This window comes from Gilvimarinus agarilyticus (assembly GCF_000832015.1).
In the GTDB taxonomy this organism is placed as follows: Bacteria; Pseudomonadota; Gammaproteobacteria; order Pseudomonadales; family Cellvibrionaceae; genus Gilvimarinus; species Gilvimarinus agarilyticus.
In genome coordinates this window covers 236,994-259,820 of record NZ_JXCJ01000001.1, presented here as the reverse complement: position 1 = coordinate 259,820, position 22,827 = coordinate 236,994, and the positions used below count along the sequence as shown (strand labels likewise).

19 protein-coding genes are annotated in these 22,827 nt (G+C 53.9%); 9 read left to right on the top strand and 10 right to left on the bottom strand.

The window, feature by feature from the left end; translation table 11 throughout:
* The first annotated feature begins 54 nt into the window (after nt 1-54).
* Entirely contained in the window at nt 55-948 is an 894-nt protein-coding gene (locus SD69_RS01135) for a LysR family transcriptional regulator (RefSeq protein WP_041521741.1), read from the top strand.
* A gap of 40 nt (nt 949-988) precedes the next feature.
* Here the strand turns inward: SD69_RS01135 and SD69_RS01130 are convergent, their stop codons facing one another.
* From SD69_RS01130 to SD69_RS01100, 7 genes are all read right to left on the bottom strand, one after another.
* On the bottom strand, nt 989-1,414 hold the full coding sequence (locus SD69_RS01130; protein WP_041521740.1) for an FKBP-type peptidyl-prolyl cis-trans isomerase: 426 nt from the start codon (nt 1,412-1,414) through the stop codon (nt 989-991).
* 91 nt (nt 1,415-1,505) lie between these two features.
* A complete protein-coding gene (locus SD69_RS01125; RefSeq protein WP_041521739.1) occupies nt 1,506-2,585 on the bottom strand; it encodes a Fic family protein in 1,080 nt (359 codons plus the stop codon).
* Nucleotides 2,586-2,911: 326 nt separating this feature from the next.
* Complete coding sequence (locus tag SD69_RS01120; RefSeq protein ID WP_041521738.1) at nt 2,912-3,337, bottom strand: DUF488 domain-containing protein; 426 nt, start codon at nt 3,335-3,337, stop codon at nt 2,912-2,914.
* Nucleotides 3,338-3,401: 64 nt separating this feature from the next.
* Entirely contained in the window at nt 3,402-4,847 is a 1,446-nt protein-coding gene (locus SD69_RS01115; protein WP_052480785.1) for a sodium:solute symporter family protein, read from the bottom strand.
* A 91-nt stretch (nt 4,848-4,938) separates the two neighbouring features.
* Nucleotides 4,939-5,328: a RidA family protein gene (locus tag SD69_RS01110; protein ID WP_041521737.1), complete on the bottom strand. Its 390-nt coding sequence runs from the start codon at nt 5,326-5,328 to the stop codon at nt 4,939-4,941.
* Nucleotides 5,318-6,799, bottom strand: coding sequence for an N-acyl-D-amino-acid deacylase family protein (locus SD69_RS01105; protein WP_041521736.1), 1,482 nt, complete (start codon nt 6,797-6,799; stop codon nt 5,318-5,320). Before SD69_RS01105 ends, SD69_RS01110 begins: the two co-directional genes overlap by 11 nt.
* Before the next feature lie 64 nt (nt 6,800-6,863).
* The gene (locus SD69_RS01100; RefSeq protein WP_041521735.1) at nt 6,864-7,730 is read right to left on the bottom strand and encodes a MurR/RpiR family transcriptional regulator; all 867 of its coding nucleotides are present in this window, start codon (nt 7,728-7,730) and stop codon (nt 6,864-6,866) included.
* A gap of 302 nt (nt 7,731-8,032) precedes the next feature.
* On the opposite strand from SD69_RS01100, the gene SD69_RS01095 reads away from it, so the two are divergent.
* The 3 genes from SD69_RS01095 (at nt 8,033) to SD69_RS01085 (ending at nt 12,681) form a co-directional block, all read left to right on the top strand.
* Complete coding sequence (locus SD69_RS01095) at nt 8,033-9,280, top strand: amino acid deaminase (RefSeq protein WP_041521734.1); 1,248 nt, start codon at nt 8,033-8,035, stop codon at nt 9,278-9,280.
* Nucleotides 9,271-11,688, top strand: a complete 2,418-nt coding sequence (locus SD69_RS01090) for a beta-N-acetylhexosaminidase (RefSeq protein WP_052480784.1) — start codon at nt 9,271-9,273, stop codon at nt 11,686-11,688. Before SD69_RS01095 ends, SD69_RS01090 begins: the two co-directional genes overlap by 10 nt.
* Before the next feature lie 63 nt (nt 11,689-11,751).
* Nucleotides 11,752-12,681, top strand: coding sequence for an SMP-30/gluconolactonase/LRE family protein (locus SD69_RS01085; RefSeq protein WP_084591450.1), 930 nt, complete (start codon nt 11,752-11,754; stop codon nt 12,679-12,681).
* Nucleotides 12,682-12,702: 21 nt separating this feature from the next.
* Here SD69_RS01085 and SD69_RS01080 read toward each other — a convergent pair whose 3' ends face one another.
* Together SD69_RS01080 and SD69_RS01075 are read right to left on the bottom strand one after the other, a co-directional pair.
* Nucleotides 12,703-13,605 (bottom strand): aspartyl/asparaginyl beta-hydroxylase domain-containing protein, encoded by a 903-nt coding sequence (locus SD69_RS01080; RefSeq protein ID WP_041521733.1) that lies wholly within the window; start codon nt 13,603-13,605, stop codon nt 12,703-12,705.
* 253 nt (nt 13,606-13,858) lie between these two features.
* Entirely contained in the window at nt 13,859-14,068 is a 210-nt protein-coding gene (locus tag SD69_RS01075; RefSeq protein WP_041521732.1) for a hypothetical protein, read from the bottom strand.
* A gap of 95 nt (nt 14,069-14,163) precedes the next feature.
* Here SD69_RS01075 and gmk point away from each other — a divergent pair, with 95 nt between their 5' ends.
* From gmk to SD69_RS01060, 3 genes are all read left to right on the top strand, one after another.
* Nucleotides 14,164-14,781 (top strand): guanylate kinase, encoded by a 618-nt coding sequence (gene gmk, locus SD69_RS01070; protein ID WP_041521731.1) that lies wholly within the window; start codon nt 14,164-14,166, stop codon nt 14,779-14,781.
* Nucleotides 14,782-14,971: 190 nt separating this feature from the next.
* Nucleotides 14,972-15,232 carry a DNA-directed RNA polymerase subunit omega gene (rpoZ, locus tag SD69_RS01065; RefSeq protein WP_041521730.1) on the top strand — a complete coding sequence of 87 codons (261 nt, stop codon included), beginning with the start codon at nt 14,972-14,974 and terminating at the stop codon, nt 15,230-15,232.
* Nucleotides 15,233-15,271: 39 nt separating this feature from the next.
* On the top strand, nt 15,272-17,386 hold the full coding sequence (locus tag SD69_RS01060; protein ID WP_041521729.1) for a RelA/SpoT family protein: 2,115 nt from the start codon (nt 15,272-15,274) through the stop codon (nt 17,384-17,386).
* Nucleotides 17,387-17,397: 11 nt separating this feature from the next.
* Here SD69_RS01060 and SD69_RS17920 read toward each other — a convergent pair whose 3' ends face one another.
* Nucleotides 17,398-18,690, bottom strand: coding sequence for a DUF3300 domain-containing protein (locus tag SD69_RS17920; RefSeq protein WP_052480783.1), 1,293 nt, complete (start codon nt 18,688-18,690; stop codon nt 17,398-17,400).
* Nucleotides 18,691-18,950: 260 nt separating this feature from the next.
* Between SD69_RS17920 and SD69_RS01050 the strand changes: the two genes are divergently transcribed.
* Both SD69_RS01050 and SD69_RS01045 read left to right on the top strand, forming a co-directional pair.
* Nucleotides 18,951-19,202 carry a GlsB/YeaQ/YmgE family stress response membrane protein gene (locus SD69_RS01050; RefSeq protein ID WP_041521728.1) on the top strand — a complete coding sequence of 84 codons (252 nt, stop codon included), beginning with the start codon at nt 18,951-18,953 and terminating at the stop codon, nt 19,200-19,202.
* A 436-nt stretch (nt 19,203-19,638) separates the two neighbouring features.
* Entirely contained in the window at nt 19,639-22,671 is a 3,033-nt protein-coding gene (locus tag SD69_RS01045) for a TonB-dependent receptor (RefSeq protein ID WP_052480782.1), read from the top strand.
* The last annotated feature ends 156 nt before the right edge of the window (nt 22,672-22,827 follow it).

Here is a 22,827-nt window from a genome sequence, read left to right as displayed (position 1 = left end):
TATTGATAATGCCGTATTTTATACAATCACTTTTTAGATTTTGTTGATAATTCTATGAATATTGAGCATTTACGCCTGTTCGTTCGCGTGGCGAGCACACACAACATAAGTCAGGCTGGCGAAGAGCAAAATCTGTCGCCGGCGGTGGCCAGTGCTTATATCAACAAACTAGAGAAGAGTTTGGCAACGCGGTTAGTGCACCGCACCACCCGGCATGTATCACTCACCGAAGATGGCGAAGCGTTTTTACCTCACGCCGAAGATGTGCTCGCCAGCGTCGATGCCGCCGAGGCCGCCATAGGCCGAGGCAATCACGACCCCAGCGGCACCTTGCGCATCACCGCGCCGGCCTCATTCGGGCGTATGCACTTAATGCCGCAAATGAAAGGTTTTATGCAAGCCTACCCCAACCTAACGATCGACTGCCGATTCTCCGACGCGATTGTGGATTTGGTTGAAGGCGGTTTCGATATTGCCATCCGCAACGCCGAGTTGAAAAGCTCCAGCCTTATCGCCCGCAGGCTGGCGTCGGATAATCGAATACTCTGCGCCGCGCCTGCCTACCTAAAGGAGTTTGGCATACCGCAAACGCCGCACGAGTTGGCACAGCACCAGTGTCTGACACTCGCAGGATTAGACACCTGGCGTTTTACCGGGCCAAAGGGGCCAATTGCGCTCAAAATTAAAGGCAAGTTGCGCACCGACAACGGCGAAGCCGTGCGCGACGCCTGTGTACAGGGCATTGGCATCACCATCAATTCCAGCTGGAGTGCCTACCAACAATTGCGCAGCGGCGAGCTGGTGCACATCCTAAAAGACTACCCGTTGGTGTCCAACACCTCACTCTGGGCGGTCTACCCCAGTTCGCGCCAGCTGGCCCCCAAAGTGCGCGCCTTTATCGATTATTTTGCCGGAGTGTTTGGGGAGAAGCCCTATTGGGAGTCGTGAGTATCTCTATGGGCCGTCGTCGCCCCTCTTGAGTCACAACTTAAAAAACCACCTTCAATAACCGCAAATCAAATATCAGTACCGCATTGGGCCCGATTTTATTACCTACGCCTTTTTTGCCCCACGCCAGTTCGGGCGGCACGACAAACTCGTAGCGGGCGCCCTCTTGCATCAGTTGCAGGCCCTCGCGAATACCGGGTATGGCCTCTTTCATGGTGAACTCGTCGGGGATTCCTTCTTTATAGGTATCGCCAATAATTTTACCACCCACTAACTGAATGCGCTGGTTGACCTCGACCGTGTCGGCTTCGGTGGGGGTCATGCCGTCGCCTGCTTCCAGCTCACGGTAAAGAAGGCCGGTGGCGGTTTCTTGCACGCCCTCTTTTTGGCGGTACTTATCTATGTAGTTCTCGCTGGCGGCACGGTTTTGGCCGGAGGAGCCTTTGTTAAGTTTCTTTTTGCTCATAACTTATTGGTTCATTAAGTGGTTTTAAAATTGATGTTACGGGTTGTATTAATAGCGGCACGAACCAGTCGTCGTCTGCAGGTGGTTTAAGTCAGCTGTGCGTGGTTAGTAGGCGGCACAGAGGACTGTTGATGTAGTAGTTAGCGCGGCCAATTTTTTGTTTTTCCAAAAATTGGTGCTCTACAAGCTGCTCAAGGTACTTGGTCGCGGTGATTCGGGAAACGGATAGCTCCTCCACCACAAACTCGATCTTGGTGTAGGGGTGGCTAAACACATTGTTTAACAACTCCTGTCGGTAAATTTTGGGCAGCTCCTCACGTAGGCGATGCTTGTAGGCCTTCATCAGCTTTTTGATTTCGGTAATCAGCTCGATGGTACTTTGCGCTGTACCGGAAACACCCTCGAGCATATCCAGTAGCCAGGGCTCCCAGTGGCCGGTTTCTCGCACTGCCTGGAGATGGCGATAATAGTCGGCCTTGTGATGGATAAGAAACCGGCTTAAGTACAGCACAGGCAGGTTAAGCAAGTCTTTTGCTACCAGATAAAGCATGTTCAGAATACGGCCGGTCCGGCCGTTGCCATCGTAAAAGGGATGAATACTTTCAAATTGGTGGTGAATAATCGCCATTTTAACCAGCGGGTCGGCATCGCAGAGTCCGTCGTCGTTGATATACGCCACCAAATTATTCATTAACCGGTCGATGTCTTCGGCGTGCTGCGGTGGGGTGTAGATGACCTCGCCGGTTTTGGAGCTTTTAAGTTCGGTATCCGGCAGGCGACGAAACCCCGCTTTGTTTTTTCCCAGGGTTTGCTGAATGGTCTGAATATCTGACAGCCGAATCAATTTTTGGTGGCGCACCACCTGAAATCCTTGCCTGAGGGCGACCGCGTAGTCTTGCACCTCTTTAGCTGCCGGGTTGAGTAGGTTTTCTTCAAACACGCTCGCCTTGTAGAGCTCATCGTGAGTGGTGATGATGTTCTCAATCTCAGAGCTGTCTTTAGCCTCTTGCAAACTCAGTGTATTAATCAAGATAGCTTCGTTGGGAATGGTGGCCGCTACGCCTTTTAGCTCTGCCAGAAACCGGTGCGCTTCGGCGGTTTTTTTTAGTACTGCCCGGGTCTCCAGCTCAGTGATATTGGGCAAGGGGAGTAAAGGTGGATGAAACTCCATCGATGAGACCTTCGGCGTTAGATTGAGCAATGGCGGCACAATGTGTATATATTTTTGTAAATTCTATACATATTGTACTGATATGTATATTTTTCTTGGTTTTCTATGTTTATAAAGCACGACAGAGTTAGTTTTTTTGGTTTTCTCTACAAAAAATTACTGGGTGACTGGCTGGGGTGTCGGTGAGCCCAGGCTGAATGGCATCAATGTCGGGTAATAGACGCAAGCCTTGGCTTTACGTGACGTATTTGCGTCAGGAGCTTGCCCTTTGTTCTGGGGCCGAGGACACTTTGGCGCAATTGAGTAATAAAACGGTAGGGCCGGGGCTATGGCTTTGTTGCGCCACGGTAACAGGTAGGCGAGCTGGCCTCGCTTTGAAACTGTTGGTCTTCCTCATCGATGGCTTCCACCAGACATTGGCGCAGTATGGGCAGGTGCGACTTGGCCGGGTCGCGGCTGGCTGTGAGTAGCGTGAGAGTGCCGTTTCGGGTGTGGCGCAGCAGCGGGGTAAGGCACTGGGGGTTGCTGTGCAGCTCGTGGCGGTAGGCGTGGCCAAAGGCCTCGGGGGTAAGTTCGTCGCGGTGCCAGCACTGGCGCAGGCCGCTCGAGGGGGCGGCGTCCTGATACCAGTCGTCGATCTCCAGCTCGTCGCGCTGGCGGCCCCGGGGCCAGAGGCGATCCACCAGAATGCGGATGCCGTCTTGCTGGCTGGGGCTGTCGTATGCCCGTTTAATGGCGACGACGGGTTTCATGTGGGCTCCTCGTTTACTCGTGTGCGTTAACAGGCCCTAGTCTAACCGCTGCGGCGGTGCCGGCTCAAACCGACTCCATTTGTTCGCGTTCATGCTCGAGCTGTGCCAGTGCCTGCTCGCGGTTGAGGGCATCGGCGGGGGTTAGCAAGGTAACAATCACGCCCGCCAGCAGCGAGGCCATAACGGCGGGAATCACCGGGTTTCCCCAAAAGTCGCGATAAAAATTGGCGACGATCAGCGAAGTGACAGAGGCGGCCAGCAACGCCGCCAGTGCGCCGGCCCAGTTAAAGCGCGGCCAAAAACGCCCCAGTAAGCCGCAAACGAATAAGCCGGCCATAACGGTGGCGATCATGGTGGTGATGTAGCCGATAATATCGTCGGACAGTAGCGCAAAACTCAAGGCAATAAAGATGATCACCACCAGCGACAGGCGCGAGTAGCCAACCACTTTATCGCGCGCGGGCATACGGCCGGTCACCAGGCTAAAAATATCGCGCAGTAAAATGGATACCCCGGCGATGGCGTCGGAGCTGGCGCTGGACATGGTGGCCGACAAGCCGGCGATTAACACCAGTACCCCAATGGGCAGTGGTAATACTTCGGCTGCTAAATAAGGGAAGGCAAAGTTGCGGTTATCCAGCTCGGGGTTTAGGGCGTAGGCGCCCATACCGATAATGGCCGGCACACACGAGAAGGCTAAATACAAAGTGCCGGAGGTGTAGAACGATTTACGCACCGAGCTTACGTTGTGCGCCGAGTAAATGCGTTGGCGAAACGACGGTGTGGCCAGCACGCCCACAGCGATTACTGCGATAAGAGAAATACCGTGCACCATGCCAATGGATTCTAGCGCTAAAAACGAGACGTTGGCGTCGGGTTGCGCGCTCATTAGGGCGTCCCAGCCGCCCACCTGATCAACGGCGAACAGCGCCATTAAAATAAAGCCAACGAATAAAATAATGGCCTGTAAGGTGTCGGTCCAGACCACCGCATTATAGCCGCCGATAATGACGTAAATGGCAAAGCTCACGGCGATAATAATTTTGGCCCACTGCAAATCGATATCCGCAATCCAGGCAAGGTATAGGCCGCCACCCAAAATATGCGCGCCCAGCCAGCCGATACTCGCGATAAAAATAAGCACAGCAACGATATTTTTAACCAGCTTGTTGGCGCCCACGTAGTAACAAATCTCTTCACTCATGGTCATAAAGCGCAGCGCGCGTACCGGTGCAAACCACAGCCCCAGCAATAAAATACCAATCGCCCCGCCAATGCCGTAAAGGGTTCCGCCCCAGCCGTTGGCGTAGCCAAACCCCACGGCGCCCATGGATGACCCGGTGCCCACCATGGTGGCAACGGTGGTGCCAATAGTCAGAAAAATAGGCAGGCCGCGTCCGGCCAGTAAAAAGTCCTCGCCACTTTTATTGCGTCGTGAAACAAAAATACTCAGGGCGATAAGGGCGAGAATGTAAACGGCTAAAGCGGTAAGAAATAGAGTGGTATTCATAGCGTTTTATTCATAAGGGTGCGCTGATTAATCATTTATTAGTGGCAATAGGTCGGCGCTAAATCGCGCCCGACCTATTAAGGTGGCAATGTTATTCTGGTTTTTTGTAGCAGATAACGCCCACTTCTACTTTACAGTCGACGACCAGGTCGCACACCGAGCAAATGCGCGCGGGCGGATGGTCGCCAAAGTTTTCTTTAAAGACTTTATTAAACGATTGAAAATAACGGGCGTCGGTTAAGATTACCGTCAGGTGCACCACGTGTTCGCGGTCGTACCCGGCGTTGCGCATAATCTTTAGGCAATTGTCGATGGCCAGTTGTGATTGTTCCACCACGCTGCCCTCGACCACTTCGCCGTCCAGCATCGGGGTTTGCCCCGAGACATACAGCCAGCCATCGGCGCCAGCGGCGTGAGAAAAGGGCAGGTGTTGCCCGCCGGTACCGGTGCTGCCCTCAGCGCCATAACGTTTAATGCTCACAAAGTTTCTCCTCTGCTATAAATGTGTCAGCAACCTGTGGCTGACGGAATAAAAATTGTCCGGCGCGACCGGGTACGGTTTGCCCGGGCTGATAACTTAGTACCCCGTTGACCCATACCCGCTCGATACCACTGGCGGCTTGTTTGGGGTTTTCAAAGGTGGCCAAATCGCGCACGTTTTGATAATCAAATAACACTAGGTCGGCCCAGTTGCCCGGTTTAATTTCACCGCGCTCGTTAAGCTGAAATTGTGTTGCGCTTAAGCCGCTCATTTTGTGTACCGCCTCGTTTAATGGTAGTAAACCTGTGTCGCGGCTGTAGTGGCCCAGTACCCGGGGGAAGGTGCCCCATAAACGCGGGTGCGGGTGCGGGTCTTTGGGTAAGCCGTCCGAGCCGATCATGGTGCGCTTGTAACGCAGGATGTTGCGCACGTCTTGCTCGTCCATGCAGTAATAAACCGCGCCGGCCGGTTGCAGGCGTCTGGCCGCGCTTAGTAAATCGCACTGCCAGTGCTCGGCAATTTCGTGTAAGTCGCGCCCGGCCTGTTCCGGCTCAGGCTCTGACCAGGTAATAAAAATGCGCGTATCGCTGGTTACCTGGGCTAAATCGAGGGTGCTGGAGCTGGCGGCGTAGGGGTAGCAATCACAGGCGACGGTTTGTTTTTTGGCGGCGTACTCGAGTGTATTAAGCAGTTGCTCGCTGCGGCCCCAGTTGCCTTTGCCGGCGCATTTTAAGTGCGAGATGACCAGCGGTACTTTGCCGTGCTCGGATGTAATAAAGGCTTCGTCCATGGCCTCGAGAATGCCGTCAAACTCGGTGCGCAAATGAGTGGTGTAAATACCGCCGGCGCGGCCCAGCTCGGCCACCATGGCTTTCACCTCGGCGATATCCGATTGTTTAGCGCTGGCGTAGGCGAGCCCCGAGCTCATGCCCAGCGCGCCGTCGGCCATAGCCTGACGCAAATCGGCGCACATGGCGGTTAACTCTTGCGCGGTGGCGCTGCGGTTAAGCTCACTCATGTGGTTGTTGCGAATGGCGGTGTGGCCCACCAGCGCACCCACGTTGATACTGGGTTGGGCACGCGTGACGGCGCTGGCGTAGTCGCTAAAGTTTGGGTAACAAAAGTCGGCTTGCTGGCCAAGTAAGTTGAGCGGGTCGGGCGGGGCTCGGTTTAAGCGCACCGGGCTGGCACTGATGCCGCAGTTGCCGACAATAACCGTGGTAACGCCCTGGCTGATTTTGGTGGGCATGGTCGGGGCGTCGATAACGTTGATGTCATCGTGGGTGTGCACATCGATAAAGCCCGGTGCCAGGTGCAGGCCGGCCGCGTCGATAACCTCGTGGGCGTCGCTTTTAAGGTTGATGGCAATGTCGTGGATGCGACCATTAAGGATGCCGACATCGGCGGTGTAAATAGGGCCGCCGCTGCCGTCAACAATGTGGGCGCCGCGAATAACGGTATCAAGTGTCATAGTAAACTCACATTCCGTCCCTGGGTTACTTCTGGTTGATACACTCGGGGCGCCGGCGGCGGGGTCAGTCTCCTAGCGGTAAGCGATCCTGACCCTGCTTGTGGTTATCCAGAGTGTGTTTAATACGCCTGAGCGTTTCCCGGCTTTTGCGTTTGTGGCGGGTGGCGAGCTCGGTTGCCAAAACATCGATGGCCGCCAGCATCACGTAGCGCGAAGCACTGGGTTTAAAAATAAAGTCGGTTTCCATCGTCTCGATGGGAACCAGCTGGTCGACGCCGCGACCCAGCGGTGAATTTTTGGTGGTAATACCCAGCGCGCGTGCGCCGTACTCTTGCGCGATTTCCATCGCGTCTTGCACATCGGGGCTGTAACCGCCCACCGATAGGCAAATCACCACATCATTACTGTCTACCGATGCCGCCGCCATGCGCATTAGCATTGGGTCCGAGTAGGCGGCTGCACTAAAGCCTAATCGAAACAGGCGGTACTGAAACTCTTGCGCCATGATGGTAGAGCCGCCGCCCACACCAAAAATCAACACTTGCCTGGCGGGCGATATCAGCTCGATGGCGCCGCGTATAACCCCCTCTGTCATTAATCCGGCGTTGTGCTCCAGCGAGTTTTTCACGGCTTCGTATACGCCGTGAGTGGCGCTGGGCTCAATTTTGGCGTCGGTATAAAAGCGTTGGCCTACCGCCAGCGACTGCGCCAAGCGTAGCTTTAAATCGCGCACATTGGTGCAATCAACCGCGCGGGCAAAACGCGTAATCGTCGCCTCACTAACGCCAGCGCGCTCTGCCAGCTCGCTTATGTTGGCGTGCGCGGCAAAGGTCATATCGTCCAGTACCACTCGGGCTATTTTTTGCTCGGCGCCACGCAGCTGGCCAAACATAGTGCTAATACGCGAGACAATATCGGGTTCATGGGTCACGTTGGGTATCCTTTCATATCTTTTATTGCTGCTTTGGGGCATGCGGGCGCCAATTAAGCGCGCCAGTGCCAGGGACTAGCCCTAGATATGAGAATACGCCAAAGCAAGTATAACTGCAGTGATTGTAAGTATCAAAGATTGACTAAAAATAAGGATATTTATTATCATTGCGGCTGACGTCAAAACGTAAAACACTGGAGCGGCGCCTTTCAGAGCGACTAAAGTAATAAGGTGCTGAGGGTGTTTTAAGCCTCTTATCCCGCGACAATGTATTGCGATCTTGAGTAATAAATAGGCCTTTCATGAGTGACAATCCTGCTGTCCAATCCGCCTTTGGTCTCGAAAAAGGCGCGTCCGTTAATCTCGCCAGCGATCGTGCGGTTAACCTGCTGAGCGAAGCGATTAGTTTGCCTGCCGCGATTATCTATCAGTCGCGGTTGGACAACAATATCCAGTGGATGCGGCAATTTGCCGCATCGCGCGGCGTGCAGCTAGCCCCCCACGGCAAAACAACAATGACGCCGGCGTTTTTTCAGCGCCAGCGCGACGCCGGCGCCTGGGGGCTTACGCTGGCAACAGCGCATCAAGCCGCCGCGGCGTATCGCGCCGGTATTAGCCGGGTGCTAATGGCCAATCAATTGGTTGGCCGTGGCAATATGGCGCTGGTGGCCTCAATGCTGGCCAACCCCTCGTTTGAGTTTTATTGCCTGGTTGATTCGGTTGCCAATGTGGCTCAGCTGGGGCGCTTTTTTGCCGAACATAACGTGACGTTAAAGGTACTGATTGAGATTGGCGTTAGCGGTGGCCGTTGCGGCTGCCGCACTCAGGAGCAAGTAGATGCCGTAAGCGCCGCTATTGCGCGCGAGCCAAATTTGGCGCTAGTGGGCATTGAAACCTATGAGGGCGTTATTGGCGGCGCCGATGCGCCTAACAAAATTCGCGAGCATTTACTTAAGGTGCGCAACATGGCCGAGCAGCTTATGCAGCGCGGCCAGTTTGACTGTGATAAAGCCATTTTAACCGGCGCCGGTTCGGCCTGGTATGACATCGTGTGCGAGGTTTTTGCCGAGGTAGACACGAACCTGTTTGTGCCTGTGATTCGCCCTGGCTGCTACTTGATTCACGATCAGGGCATTTATATGGAAGCCCAGCAAAAAGTGCGCGAGCGCTTGGGCGATAGTTGCGCGGTGAGTGGTGATTTGCAATCGGCCTTAGAGATTTGGGTGTATGTGCAGTCGATACCTGAGCCGGGCCTGGCCATTTTAACCGTGGGCAAGCGCGACGCCGCGTTTGATGCCGGCCTACCGCAGCCGAGTTTGCACTACCGGCCGGGGCAGCAAACGCCGGTAGCTGCCGACCCCGACTGGGAAGTGTTCCATATTATGGATCAGCACAGCGCTATGCGTTTTGACCCTAAAGCGGATCTTCAGGTGGGTGACATTATTGCACTATCGACCTCACACCCGTGCTTAACCTTCGACAAATGGCGCAAGCTGAACGTGATTGATGATCAATACAACTTACTGGAGCAGGTAGACACATGCTTTTAAAAATCTTGCCGCGCGGTTTAATGGTGGCCGCCATGATTTTGCTACACGCCGCTCCAGTGGCGCAGGCCGACAATAGCCCTGACTTTTTGCCGTTAATGCCTTACCCGCAAACCATTGAGCATGCCGAGGGCCACTTAAAGATTAGTGCGCCGCTGCAATTTGCGGTAGCTGATAGGGCAACGCCCCGGGTAAAAGCTGCGCTACAACGATTAAACACCACTTTGGCGCAGCGCCCAGGTGTTGCACCAGAGGCGAGGCCGATACTGATTAGGCTGCAATCGTTAGCGGCTGAAAATACCGCTCCCATAACAGCTCCAAATACCGAGTTAGATACCGCCGATGAGGCCTACCGGTTAACCGTAAACGGAGCCGGTATTACTCTGGCGGCACGTACAGATGTCGGGGTGTTGCGCGGGCTTGCTACATTGGCACAGTTAACGGGCGCCGCTGGTTCGGTTAGCTTGCCTTATGTTGTTATCGATGATGCGCCCCGGTTTGCCTGGCGCGGCTTATTGCTGGATTCCGTACGCCACTTTATATCTGTCGCTACCATTAAGCGCCAAATCGATGGCATGGCCGCGGCCAAATTAAATGTGTTGCACTGGCACCTTACCGACGATCAGGGCTGGCGTTTTGAATCGCGCGCTTATCCCAAGTTGACCGAGCTTGCCTCTGATGGTGAGTTTTATACCCGGCAGCAAATTAAAGAGGTTATTGCTTACGCCAAGGCCCGTGGTATTTACGTGCTGCCCGAGGTTGATATGCCGGGTCATGCCAGCGCCATTGCGGTAGCCTACCCCGAGTTAATGTCCGCCCCTGGACCTTACCTGCCGGAAGATCGCTGGGGCGTGCACAAGCCGCTGCTTAACCCCGCCAATGAAGACGTCTACACCTTTGCCAAAGCCATATTGCAAGAGGTAACCGAGCTGTTCCCGTTTGGCTATGTACATATCGGTGGCGACGAAGTCGACCCGGAGCACTGGCAAAACAACGCGAAAATTCAGGCATTTATGGCCGAGCAAAACCTCGCGGATGAACACGCCTTGCACGCTTATTTTAATGGCCGCTTGGCGAGCATTTTAACAGGGCTTGATCGCGCCATGATCGGCTGGGACGAAGTGCTGCACAAAGATCTACCCGCGGGTACCTTGGTGCAAAGTTGGCAGGGCCCCGATGCCTTGGGGCGCGCCATTAATGCCGGCTTCCCTGCGCTTTTATCCACGGGCTTTTACCTCGATCAGCCGCAAAGTTCGGCGTACCATTACCGGGTACAGCTTGAGCCGCAACCGCTCGATATTGATACCCAAGCGCACCCTGGAGAGCCCTGGCGCAGTTGGCGCTTTACCATGCCGCGCAAACGCGGCAGCGCGGTGGCCGGTACTGTCAGTGTGATTAGTAGCGGCGACTCACTGCGCGGGTTTGTCGACTTTAACGGTAAGTCGCGCGCCAGCGTGCGAGATTTGCAGTGGCAAGACGAGCGATTGAGTTTTGCGCTGGATAGTTGGATGGGACCGTTGCGAGCGAACTTAACCATTGATGGCGATGCGCTAACGGGACCGGTGTTGGCAGCCAACGCGCCCTACACCTTAACCGGCGAGTTAATTGCCAGTAGTGAACGCGATGGAAGTGAGCTGCCCACAGCGATTGCCAAAGATATTATCAGCCCAGAGAACCACGATTTGTTGCTAGGCGGAGAAGCCGCTTTGTGGGCCGAGATGGTGGACGAACACAACATTGATGTGCGCCTTTGGCCGCGCGGTTTTGTGGTGGCCGAGCGCTTGTGGTCGAGTAAAGATTTACGCGATGCGGATTTTATGTACCAGCGTTTAGATAAAGTCTCCGGGTGGTCGGCGGAGGTGGTCGGTTTGCAACACTTTGCCCAGTGGCGGGACGGTTTGGCAGCCGTAGTGCCCGAACCCCAGCAGGCGCTGGTGCTAAACATAAGCCGTGCACTAGAGCCGGCCCAGTATTATCACCGTCACCACGAGAAATCGACTCACGGTACTTATTCACGCCGCGACTCACTCAAAAACCTTGTGGATGTTTTACCGGCCGAAAGCCGCGCTACACAAAAATTTTCCACCGATGCCAAGCGCTGGCTGAGTGATACAGATAACACCGCCGCGCTGGTGGCCGCACAAGCACAGCTGAGCAGTTGGCAGAAGGATGCTAAGGCTTTGCGTAAGCTGCTAGAAAAAAACGACCCGGCGAATTTATTAGGTGTAACGCAAACATTACAGCAAGTGAGTGAGTGGGGTTTAACAATACTAACGGCACTAGCAGAGGGGAAACCGCTGGGCGATGACGAGCGCTCCCGAGCCTACCGTGAATTACAGCAAGCGATGCAGATTCAGGATGAAATGATTGTCGCGCCGGCGCGCGTCGTTATGGGTTGGTTGGCGCATTAGCGCAGAAAGTGGTTTATAAGAATGCGCGGCCGATTGGCGCGTGTATAAGGTAAAAGGGTTAACATGAATAAAATAACAACGCTTAAACTGTTGGCGCTGGTGCTGGTGCTGGTGCTGGTGCTGGTGACGCAAACGCAAACGGCCTGCACCGCTACACCACCGGCTACAGGTACCGAAGACTGGTTGCCAGAACATAGCTTTACCAGCGGGGTAGAGGGGCCAGCCGTCGATAGTGCCGGTAACATCTACGCGGTAAACCTTGAGCGCCAGGGCACCATCGGTGTTATGTCTGAAAAAAATAGTGCCGAGGTTTTTATAAGTCTTAACGGCGATAGCATTGGTAATGCCATTCGCTTTAACGCCGCCGGTGATATGTTTATTGCCGATTACGTTAACCACAATATTTTAAAAGTTAGCGCTATCGATAATAGCGTGAGTGTTTTTGCCCACGATGCCAGCATGAACCAGCCCAACGATATTGTGCTGGCCGACAGTGGTGTGATTTACGCCAGCGACCCCAACTGGGCCGATAGCACCGGTCAGCTTTGGCGCATCGGTACCGATGGGACAGCACAATTACTGGAGGCCGGGATGGGCACCACCAACGGTATTGAGCTGAGCCCCGATGGCCGAGTGTTATACGTAAACGAAAGTGTACAGCGCAATGTATGGCGTTATGACGTAAGCCCCGAGGGGGATGTGACCAATAAACAGCTGTTTTACAGCTTTGCCGATTTTGGTATGGACGGCATGAGTGTGGACGTGGCTGGCAATCTTTATATCGCCCGCTACGGTGCAGGCGAGGTAGCTGTTTTATCACCCAGCGGTGAGTTGCTGCGCACCATCCCCTTAACCGGTCAGCACCCGACTAACATTGCGTTTGGCGGCCATGATGGCAAGCGTGCGTTTGTTACCATGCAAAAGCGCGGCACGATTGAGTCGTTTGTGAATGATGTGCCGGGCAGCGATTGGGAAAAAATGCATCGTCAGTGATAGCTGTGTATTTATATACACTTAGGCAAAAAATAACCAGTACACCAATAACGCATACAAGGTGTATTCCAGCGCGTAGTACAAGCGCCGGTTATAGGCTTTTAGCTTTTTGCCTAAAATGCGCACCTGATACACAGAGCCGAAAATACGATTTAAAAAGCCGACTTTATCGCCGGGCATGTTTTTGGTGGCCGAAGCCGACATAACCACACGTGAAAAGCCCCGGTTGATCCAGTCAATGGGGGCAAAGGTTACCGGGCGTTTAATATCTAAAAAAAGCACGATACGGTTTTGGTCTGTGGTGTTTTCGGCGTAGTGGATGTAGGTCTCATCAAACATAACGGCTTCGCCATCGCGCCAACTGTAATTTTCACCATCCACGTTAATAAAGCACCTGTCATCGTTAGGGGTCACCAGCCCCAAGTGGTAACGCAGTGAGCCGGCATACGGGTCGCGGTGTTTTACCAAGGTGGCGCCCGGTGGCAGCATGGCAAACATGGCGCCCTTGACGGAGGGCTGGGCTTGCAGCAACTCTATGGTTTTAGGGCACAGGCGTGCGGCGGATTTAACCGGGTCGCCATACCAGCTTAAGTAAAATCGCTTCCAGCCGGTGCGAAAAAATGAGTTAAAGCCTAAGTCATCCAGATCGTCCGAGGCTTTTATGTGCGCCTCGCTGTTTAGCGCCAGCGCTTCGTCGCGAATGGTTTGCCAGTTGTCTTGCAGGCTTTGCAGCTCGGGAAAGTGGCTGACATCCAGATAGGGCGTGCTTTTTTCTCTGGAGAACGCATAAAACAGGCAGTTGAGCGGCGCCATTAGATTGGAGTGATCGGTAAGCCGGCGGGTGAGCTTTTCGTGGCGCACTCTGCCGCGCAGTTGCACGTAACAAGCGCAGACAACAAAAATAACAAAAACAATAATCCCCATGGATCATCTCCTTTTGCTTCGCGTGATTCCCCGTACTTTTTGCCAGATGTTATTGGGCCCGCCCAGAGTGTTGGGGCGCCTAGCTCGCGGTGGGGATCATTATTGTTGTTGCGAAATTAAACAGTAAAAATCAGTGGGCGGCGCTTAACTTTGCGGCGCTAAATCCTAAAGCGCCATAATAACCGATGCTCAGAGGCTCTGGCAGTAGCGGTTGGCAAAAAATAGTTAAGGTTAACTCTTTACCGTGCAGTGGTTATAAGTCGTTATCGACGGCATCCACCATGGCGGCAATGCCGCCGCCGCGTAGCTTGTTGAGCAGTTCAGAAAACGCTTCTAGCTCGTTCGCCGGGACCTTGCCGTTCGCGTTGGGGTGCAGTCGACCTTTTGCGACCATGGTGTCGACAAAGTTACGGCTGGTACCTAGCTGTGCGGCACATTCGTCAAGGGTTAGGGTTTGGCTCATGTTGACCTCCTTAAGTGGCGGTGTTCGGCGCCGTTGGGCTTGTGCCATAATAACGTTTTTACGCGTAGGCGTCGGTTACAATCTGGATATGACATATGAGTAAAGGCATCTTATACACCGTATCGGCTCCTTCTGGTGCCGGTAAAACCAGTTTGGTTCGCGCTCTGGTGGAGTCTAACCCCGAGGTGTGTGTGTCGGTCTCGCACACTACCCGGGTTAAGCGGCCCGGTGAGGTTGAGGGCGCCGATTACCACTTTACCAGCCACGAAGCGTTTGAGGCGATGCTGGAGCAGGGCGCCTTTCTAGAACATGCCCGAGTGTTTGGTAACCTTTACGGCACGAGCCAGCAGTGGGTTGAGCGGACCTTAAACTCCGGTATCGATGTGATATTGGAGATCGATTGGCAGGGCGCCGAACAAGTGCGCCGGCTGATGCCCGATACCGTGAGCTTGTTTATATTGCCTCCGTCGCTGCCCTGCCTGCGCCAGCGTTTAACCGGCCGTGGGCAAGATGACCCAGAGGTTATTGCCGCGCGTATGGAGGAGGCGATGAATGAGATCTCCCATTATGTGGAGGCCGATTACCTCATTATTAATGACGATTTCACCATCGCCTTGGCGCAATTTCAGGCGTTAATTACCAGCCAGCACTTGCGCCAGCAGTTTCAGGCCGAACGCCACGGCGAGTTGTTGAGCGCCCTGCTGGCGAAATAATGGGCGGGTTTGGGTTTTAGCGCTTCCCACGCTGGATATTTTGTGTACAATATCGCCCCCGCCTAGCGCCGACTCTGGCTCTTGGCGCGTTTGTACCGCATAATACCCCCTGTTGGGTGCACCGGCTGCCCCGCCTACTTTTAGGTAGGTTGACAGAAATTTTAGACTGACAGAAATCGACGGAAAACTTATGGCACGTATTACTGTTGAAGATTGCTTGGATCACGTAGACAACCGCTTTGAGCTGGTGATGGTAAGCAGCAAGCGCGCACGCCAATTGGCCGTGGGCGGCAAAGAGCCTCATGTTGCTGAAGAAAACGACAAGCCTACCGTCATCGCGCTGCGCGAGATCGAAGAAGGTTTTATTGATGCCAGCATCCTGCTGGAGCGTGATGAGCCAGCACCGGCCCCACGGGTTGAAGAGCACCACAATTTCGAATCGCACATTTAAGTATTACGCGGGTTATCCCGCAAATTTGGGAGGATAGCGTTGTTAACCATTGAGGCACTGAGCCATCGGCTTTCGTCTTATTTGGAACCCTCGCAAATTGACCAGGTCAAGCGCGCCTACTATTACGCCGAGCAGGCGCACGACGGCCAGATGCGCCGCTCGGGTGAGGCCTATATTACTCACCCGCTTGCGGTAGCGGATATCCTAAGCGGCATGCATATGGACCATCAGAGCTTGATGGCCGCTATGCTGCACGATGTGATCGAAGATACCGGCATTGCCAAAAAAGCCATCGCCAAGCAATTTGGCGACGCTGTTGCCGAGCTGGTGGACGGTGTCAGTAAGCTCACCCAGATCGAATTTGAATCTCAGGCTGAAAAACAAGCCGAAAACTTCCAGAAAATGGCACTGGCCATGGCCGATGACCTGCGGGTTATTTTGGTCAAACTGGCCGACCGCCTGCATAACATGCGTACCCTTGGGGCGATGCCTCCCCACAAAAAGCGCCGCATCGCCAAAGAGACCCTCGAGATTTACGCCCCCATTGCCCATCGCCTGGGCATGAACGACTTGCGCCTGGAGTTTGAAGACCGCGGGTTTTACGCCATGTATCCACTGCGTGCTACGCGCATGCAGGCGGCGCTAAAAACGGCCCGCGGCAACCGCAAAGAGCTGGTCGAGCAAATTCAGGCGGCGCTTGAGAAGCGCTTAGGCCGCGAAAAGGTCAACGCCGTGGTGATTGGCCGCGAAAAGCACCTGTACAGCATTTATCAAAAAATGCGGCAGAAGAAAAAGTTTTTTAAAGAGATTATGGACGTTTACGCGTTTCGCATTATTGTCGATAGCGTAGACGCCTGTTACCGGGCGCTGGGGGTGATTCACAACCAATATAAGCCTGTGGCCGGAGAGTTTAAAGATTATATCGCCATCCCCAAGGCCAACGGCTATCAGTCGCTGCATACGGTGTTGGTGGGGATGCACGGCGTGCCCATCGAGGTGCAAATTCGTACCAAAGAGATGGACGAGATGGCCAATACCGGCATCGCGGCGCACTTTTTGTACAAATCGAATAGCGATGAAGCCTTGAGTGGTAGCCACAACCGCGCCCGGCAGTGGGTGCAAGGCCTGCTGGAGATGCAGCGCCGCGCCGGTGACTCGTTGGAGTTTATCGAGAATGTAAAAATCGATTTATTCCCCGACGAAGTCTACGTGTTTACCCCCAAAGGCAAGATTGTCGAGTTGCCACACGGCGCCACGGCGGTGGATTTTGCCTACGCGGTACACACGGATATTGGCAACTCCTGCGTCGCGTGCCGTATTAACGGCCGCCTGGCGCCGCTGTCTCAGCCGCTGCAAAGCGGGCAAAAAGTCACCATTATTACTGCCTCAGGGGCTCAGCCCAACCCAACCTGGTTAAACTTTGCTATCTCCGGTAAAGCGCGCAGTGCCATTCGCCATTACCTTAAGCATCAGCGCCATCACCACTCGGTTACCTTAGGTAAGCGTATGCTGGCCCGGGCACTGGCGGATATCGATTTAAACGTTGATGAGTTGACCGACGAGCAAACTGAAAAACTGCTTAGCTCTACCGGCCTGGCTTCGCTCGATGCGCTTTATGAGGATATTGGCCTTGGTAATCGTATCGCCTACGCGGTGACCAAGCTATTACAGCCCGATGCCGATATTACCCCGCGCGGCGGTAGCATCTATTCGCCGCTCACCATCGATAGCTCTGACGGCGTGTTGATTACCTTTGCCCGCTGCTGCCGACCGATACCCGGTGACCCGATTATCGGTCATATTAGCTCGGGTAAAGGTCTGGTGATTCATCAGGAGACATGCCATAACCTGGCCGAGATTCGCCACAACCCCGAGAAAATCAGCCACGTGAACTGGGCGCCTACGGTGTCAGGCGAGTTCTTGGTGGATATTAGGGTGGAGGTTGAGTCCGAGCGTGGGATTATCGCCACCTTGGCGACGCGTATTACCGAGCAGGGCGGTAATATCGAAAATATTCACGTCAATGAACGAGACGCGCACAACAGCGTGATTAGTTTATGCATCGGCGTGCAAAACCGGATTCATTTGGCCAATATCATGCGCCGTATCCGCAACCTTAGTTTTGTCATCCGGATTCAGCGCAGTAAAAACTAGCGCGGTGCGTACTAGTCCCTGATCCTTCCTCCCCGATTGCCCCCCGTTGTGCTTGGCGCCTGCCGTTGTGGCGCGGCGCGGCTGCCACCGCTGCTGGGGGTGGCGCGCCGCTCGATGGTGTTACGGGGCGAGCCGCTGTATGCCGGGCGGCTGTTGCCGGGTTGTCGCTGAATGGTGGACGGGCTCGTCCGTGGCTGCTGATACTGGGTGCGCGGCGTTGCACGGCTTGTGGCTGTGCGATTGGCTTCTGCGCGGCTATTGTCTCCCGCCGCCCGGGCCGCGGGGCGGCTTGTCTGGGTAGTGTGGCGCCTAACGCTGGTTTGCGGCTGGGCCTGGGGCGCCGCAGTGCGTTTTACGGTATTGGGCGAGCGAGTGGCACTGGTGCCGCCAAGCGCATTCAACCGGCTAGAGTGGTGTCGCAATTGGCGCGTCACCTGCTCGCGCTGGCGGTCGCTTATATTGCGCCCGCGCTGCGGGTGGGTGTCACGAGCGCCGGCCCACGGTTGGCGGTAATGCACATTGCGGCGATGGTTGTGGTCGTGTCGCCAGTGTTGGGTGTACTCCCGGTGGTAACCATAGTGGCGGTGTGAGCCGTAATAGTAAGGGCGATTAACGTTAATCACCACCGTACGGCTGGGCCAGTAAAAGCCGCTAAAATAAAACCAATCGCCCACCGGGGCAGATACACCCCAGTAAAAACCGCTGCGGTAGCGCGGTGGTTGCGGCCAATAAACCGGTGGGTAAGCGGACCAGCGCCAGGCGCCATACACGGTGCGGGTATCGTAATACGGCACGTATACTACCTCGCGCTGTACCGGTTGAATTACAATTTGCTTCTCTTCGCGCACCACAGTTTGGTGCTCCATTTGCTGCAGGCTGCCGTTGTCCCACGCCTGTTGGCGCAGCGCCTGTACCGCCTCGAGTGTGCGCTCTTCATCGGCTAAAAATGCTTCCCCCAGCTCCTGTGACCAAAGTAAGTCTTCACTTAGCCGTGCGAGCAGGTCCGGAAAGGCCAGCAGCGCTTTTACACTGGGATCCCAGGGCTCATTTTGAGCGCGATTAACCGCCTCTTCGCTGCTTAAGTCGTCGTGCTGTCTGGCCCAGCGGTCGGCCTGCACAATTTCAAGCGGGTAAGTGGAGGCAATTAAAACGTGGGTGAGCACGGTGTCGGGGTAGAGGGCGATGGGGGCGAGCAGCTGCTGCAGCTTCTCGTCGCTCACCGGCTCGGCAGCGCTTGCGAGTGTGGCGAATAACAGCAGTGCTGTGGCGGCTGAGCGCTGTAAAAGGTGCTTTATGGACATCATCGTGGGCCTCCGGGTGCCTATTAGGTGCAGGCTAGAGTCACAGTGTAACGCGGCTAACTTAATACCGCCTGAATGGCCTGGCAATGCTTGGACATAATAAAAGGCTGAACAATCCCCAGAGGGAATAACGGTCACGAGCATAATAGGTAATCGATTTAACCCAGACATAGGTTCGGTATATGGCTGTGCTATATATCAACTGGGGTTGCGTGTTGTTAGTACAGCCTCGTTATACATCCTACAAATAAAAGGGTAATGCTATGGACATCACGGGTTTGATTATTTTTCTCTTGATTGGCGCAGTGGCCGGCTGGTTGGCTGGGCTACTGATGAAAGGCGGCGGCTTTGGTCTGCTGGGCAATATTATCGTTGGGATCGTCGGAGCCGTTATTGGCGGCTTTGTATTTTCACTGCTGGGCATTTCGGCCGGCGGCTTAATTGGTGCGATTATTACCGCAACCATTGGTGCGGTGCTGCTCCTTTTTATTGTTGGTTTGGTAAAGAGGGCTTAGGCTTACGTTGGCGCCGGGTTTCTCCGGCGTCGGCTGTCGGCGTGTTTGTTTGGTCGCATAGGTGTGTTGACCTGTGTACTGGCTCGCAAAACAGAAAAAATATTGCTTATTACCCATGCATCGCGCACATTGTCTAATCATCCAGATGCCGGCTATTTACCGCCAAAAACACTATCTCGAACTTAACTTTACACCGTTTAACCCGCGTCCCATGTATTATTTTTCTCCGGCTCACTTTAATTGTAGTACAAGATAACTGGCTGAAAATAAAGGAAATATTGTGTCCCGCTTTGGGTTTAGCAAAGTGAGACACGCCATGTTATCGCTACCTGTCAAAGTGGGACGACGCTTTTGCGACAAAAGCGCGATATTGGCTGGGGATAGGCTAACAACAGTTGGCTCGCTATAAAAATAAATGTATTTGAGGATCAGCTTCATGATGACCAAACACAAGTTTAGAAGAAATCTTATCGCCACTGCGGTTGCGTCATGCACGCTCGCCGGGATGGCAAATATTGCCCACGCTCAAAATGACGACGAAATGCTCGAAGAGGTGATTGTCACCGGTATTCGCGCCAGTCTTGAGCGCTCCATGGATCTTAAACGCGACGCCAGTGGTGTTGTCGATGCGATCTCGGCCGAAGATATTGGTAAGTTCCCCGATACTAACCTGGCGGAATCGCTGCAGCGGATTACCGGTGTCTCGATTGATCGTCGCGATGGCGAAGGCTCTAAAGTCACAGTGCGTGGCTTGGGGCCAGATTTTAACCTGGTGACCCTCAATGGCCGCCAAATGCCGGGTGCCACTATCGATGCGACTTCAGCCTCTGGCTCTCGCTCGTTTGATTTTGGCAATATCGCCTCAGAGGGCGTGTCCGCAGTAGAGGTGTATAAAACCTCTCGCGCCGATGTTGCTCCCGGCGGTATGGGTGCCACCATCAACATCGTGACGCCACGTCCACTGGAAAACGATACTCGCGCCTCTATTGGCGTTAAAGGCGTGTGGGATGAGTCATCCACTGACTCAGAGCTGACGCCGGAAATCTCTGGTATTTACTCCAACTCGTTTAACGATGGCATGTTTGGTGTGGCTGTTACCGGTAGCTATCAAGAGCGTAAAGGTGGCTCGGCGGCAGCGCAAATCGGTACGGGCTGGCGCTCATTTCCCGGTACGGTAGTGCAGGACTGGGGTGGTCAAGCAGGGGTGGATCATGACTGGGGCGGTATTGACTTCCTGAACGGCAACCACCAAAACCAGCCGTCACCCGATGATATTTACTCGACGCCACAGCAAATGGGCTACGTGTTTACCGAGTTTGAGCGCGAGCGTATTAACGGCCAGCTGACTTTACAGTTTGCGCCTACAGATAACCTGACGGCCACTCTGGATTACACCTATAGCGAAAACGACATTAGCTCGACTTATAACGACATCGGTGGTTGGTTTAACTTTGGTGGTCAAAGCACCATCTTTAGCGACGCGGAATCTCCCGGTGTGCAAACCCCGTTACTGTACTCAGAAGACATGACCGATGGCGATTTGCCAATGGGCGTGGGCGAGCAGGCAGTATCTTATGAAAATGACTCTATTGGCTTTAATATCGAGTGGAACCCCATTGATCCACTGACTTTGAGCCTGGATGTTCATAGCTCAACCGCAGAGGCCAGCCCGGGTAATGAGTTCGGTAATAGCGTAGGTATTGCGGTATCGGCTTATGTGCGTGATCGCTCGACCGTTAACGTGGCCGGCGAGATGCCGGTGTTGGTTCTGGATGTGCTGGATGGCGCCGGTGGCACCGCTCTTCGTCCAGAAGACTTGCAAGTATCGGGTAGTTACTTCCGTAACAGTCAGATGAAGCACGATATCGACCAGATTCAAATCGACGGTGAGTGGGAGTTTAACGACTCACTACGTTTAAAGTTTGGGGTGGCACGTACCGAGAGCGATTATCAATCAGCTTTCTCAAACGTACAGCGTGAAACCTGGGGCGGTTTGGGCGAGGCGGGTGATATGCCCGCCGAATGGTTTACCCCAGAGACTATTCTCGATCGCTTTAACGGCTCTTACGGCGAAACCTCCGCCGAAGATATCGCCTTTTTGGGTGGTAGCAACAATATGCCGTTAAACCAACGTTTCTCTTTTGACTTTTACGATGTGCGTGACTTTGCCGCGGCAAACTATGACGATGGTGCCGGTACTGGCGATTGTGCCGATGGTTCTACCTGGTACTGTGCTAAAGCGCCTGATCAGTACAACGGCGTTAAAGAAAACTCCGACGCCGCATACGTACAAATTAACTTTGATAGCGAAATCGCCAGCATGCCTTTTGGTTTAAATGCCGGTTTGCGCTATGAATCCACCGAGATTGAAACTCCCGCTACCGCTCAAGATTACGGCCCTATTCGCTGGGTATCGGCGAACGAATTCTCTATGCCAATGGTGGGTGAGCCTTCGGGCATAATCGATACGGGAGAATACGACTTCTTGCTGCCATCGATTGACGCCAGATTAGAAGTGGTAGAGGACGTAATTTTGCGCGCCTCTTATGGTCAGAGCATCGCCCGCCCTAATTGGTTGGATATGCGCGGTGGTACAAGTTATGCGGATAACCCTCGTATAGATGCCGCTGAGGCAAGTCGGGGTGCCCCAGGGCTTGAGCCTTACAAGGCGGATAACATCGATTTGTCGGTCGAGTGGTACTACGGCGACGCCAGCTATGTGTCGGTAGGTTACTTCGAGAAAGAGGTTGAAAACTTTATTGGGTCTCGTGTTGTTGAAGAGAACGGCCTGCTGGATAACACGCCACACCCTGCCATGGGCCCGCGTTACGACGAGGCGGTTGCCGCTGTCGGGCGTGATGCCGTGCTGATTCGCGAGTATATCTACGATAATTATGCCGACCCTGATACCGCCTACCTGGATGCCAGTGGCAATATCGTGATCGTGGGTATTCCGGGTGAAGATATGAATACGCCCGTGGATGTCACTGAAACGGCTAACTCTGATCGTGTAGTTAGCATCGACGGCTGGGAGCTGGCCGTTCAACACAACTTCTGGGATACCGGTTTTGGCGTGATTGCCAACTACACAATGGTTGATGCCGATACCGCCTTCGACAACATGGTGTTGAATGATCCACAGTTCTCGATCACCGGTGTTAGTGATACGGCTAACTTTATCGCCTTCTACGAGAAGCACGGTTTCCAGGCTCGTGTGGCATACAATTGGCGTGATTCGTTTTTGGCTTCAGGGGTATCAGGTACGGGTAACAACCCGATCTATGTTGACGAATACAGTCAAATTGATATGAATATTAGCTACGAGCTAACCGATAACCTGTCGATTTTTGCTGAGGGGTTAAATATCACTGAAGAAGCCGGACGTAACTATGGTCGCTCTACAGACCAGGTGCTTGGCTATTATGAAGGTTATGCACGCTACAATATTGGTGCACGTTATACCTTCTAAATAGTGCTTGATAGGGATGCTAAGCCACTGGGCGAGGCATCTCTGGCGCAGGGAAAGCCGCTAACTTGTTAGCGGCTTTTCTTTAATATGAGGTATTGATGTATAGTGAAGCTATTTGGTAATGGTTATTTGGCGTTGGGAGTTTTTTGCCAAAAT

Coding starts and splice junctions, on each gene's coding strand:
- SD69_RS01135 (WP_041521741.1), top strand. CDS start 55: ATGAATATTGAGCATTTACGCCTGTTCGTTCGCGTGGCGAGCACACAC.
- SD69_RS01130 (WP_041521740.1), bottom strand. CDS start 1,414: ATGAGCAAAAAGAAACTTAACAAAGGCTCCTCCGGCCAAAACCGTGCC.
- SD69_RS01125 (WP_041521739.1), bottom strand. CDS start 2,585: ATGGAGTTTCATCCACCTTTACTCCCCTTGCCCAATATCACTGAGCTG.
- SD69_RS01120 (WP_041521738.1), bottom strand. CDS start 3,337: ATGAAACCCGTCGTCGCCATTAAACGGGCATACGACAGCCCCAGCCAG.
- SD69_RS01115 (WP_052480785.1), bottom strand. CDS start 4,847: ATGAATACCACTCTATTTCTTACCGCTTTAGCCGTTTACATTCTCGCC.
- SD69_RS01105 (WP_041521736.1), bottom strand. CDS start 6,799: ATGACACTTGATACCGTTATTCGCGGCGCCCACATTGTTGACGGCAGC.
- SD69_RS01095 (WP_041521734.1), top strand. CDS start 8,033: ATGAGTGACAATCCTGCTGTCCAATCCGCCTTTGGTCTCGAAAAAGGC.
- SD69_RS01090 (WP_052480784.1), top strand. CDS start 9,271: ATGCTTTTAAAAATCTTGCCGCGCGGTTTAATGGTGGCCGCCATGATT.
- SD69_RS01085 (WP_084591450.1), top strand. CDS start 11,752: ATGAATAAAATAACAACGCTTAAACTGTTGGCGCTGGTGCTGGTGCTG.
- SD69_RS01080 (WP_041521733.1), bottom strand. CDS start 13,605: ATGGGGATTATTGTTTTTGTTATTTTTGTTGTCTGCGCTTGTTACGTG.
- SD69_RS01075 (WP_041521732.1), bottom strand. CDS start 14,068: ATGAGCCAAACCCTAACCCTTGACGAATGTGCCGCACAGCTAGGTACC.
- gmk (WP_041521731.1), top strand. CDS start 14,164: ATGAGTAAAGGCATCTTATACACCGTATCGGCTCCTTCTGGTGCCGGT.
- rpoZ (WP_041521730.1), top strand. CDS start 14,972: ATGGCACGTATTACTGTTGAAGATTGCTTGGATCACGTAGACAACCGC.
- SD69_RS17920 (WP_052480783.1), bottom strand. CDS start 18,690: ATGATGTCCATAAAGCACCTTTTACAGCGCTCAGCCGCCACAGCACTG.
- SD69_RS01050 (WP_041521728.1), top strand. CDS start 18,951: ATGGACATCACGGGTTTGATTATTTTTCTCTTGATTGGCGCAGTGGCC.
- SD69_RS01045 (WP_052480782.1), top strand. CDS start 19,639: ATGATGACCAAACACAAGTTTAGAAGAAATCTTATCGCCACTGCGGTT.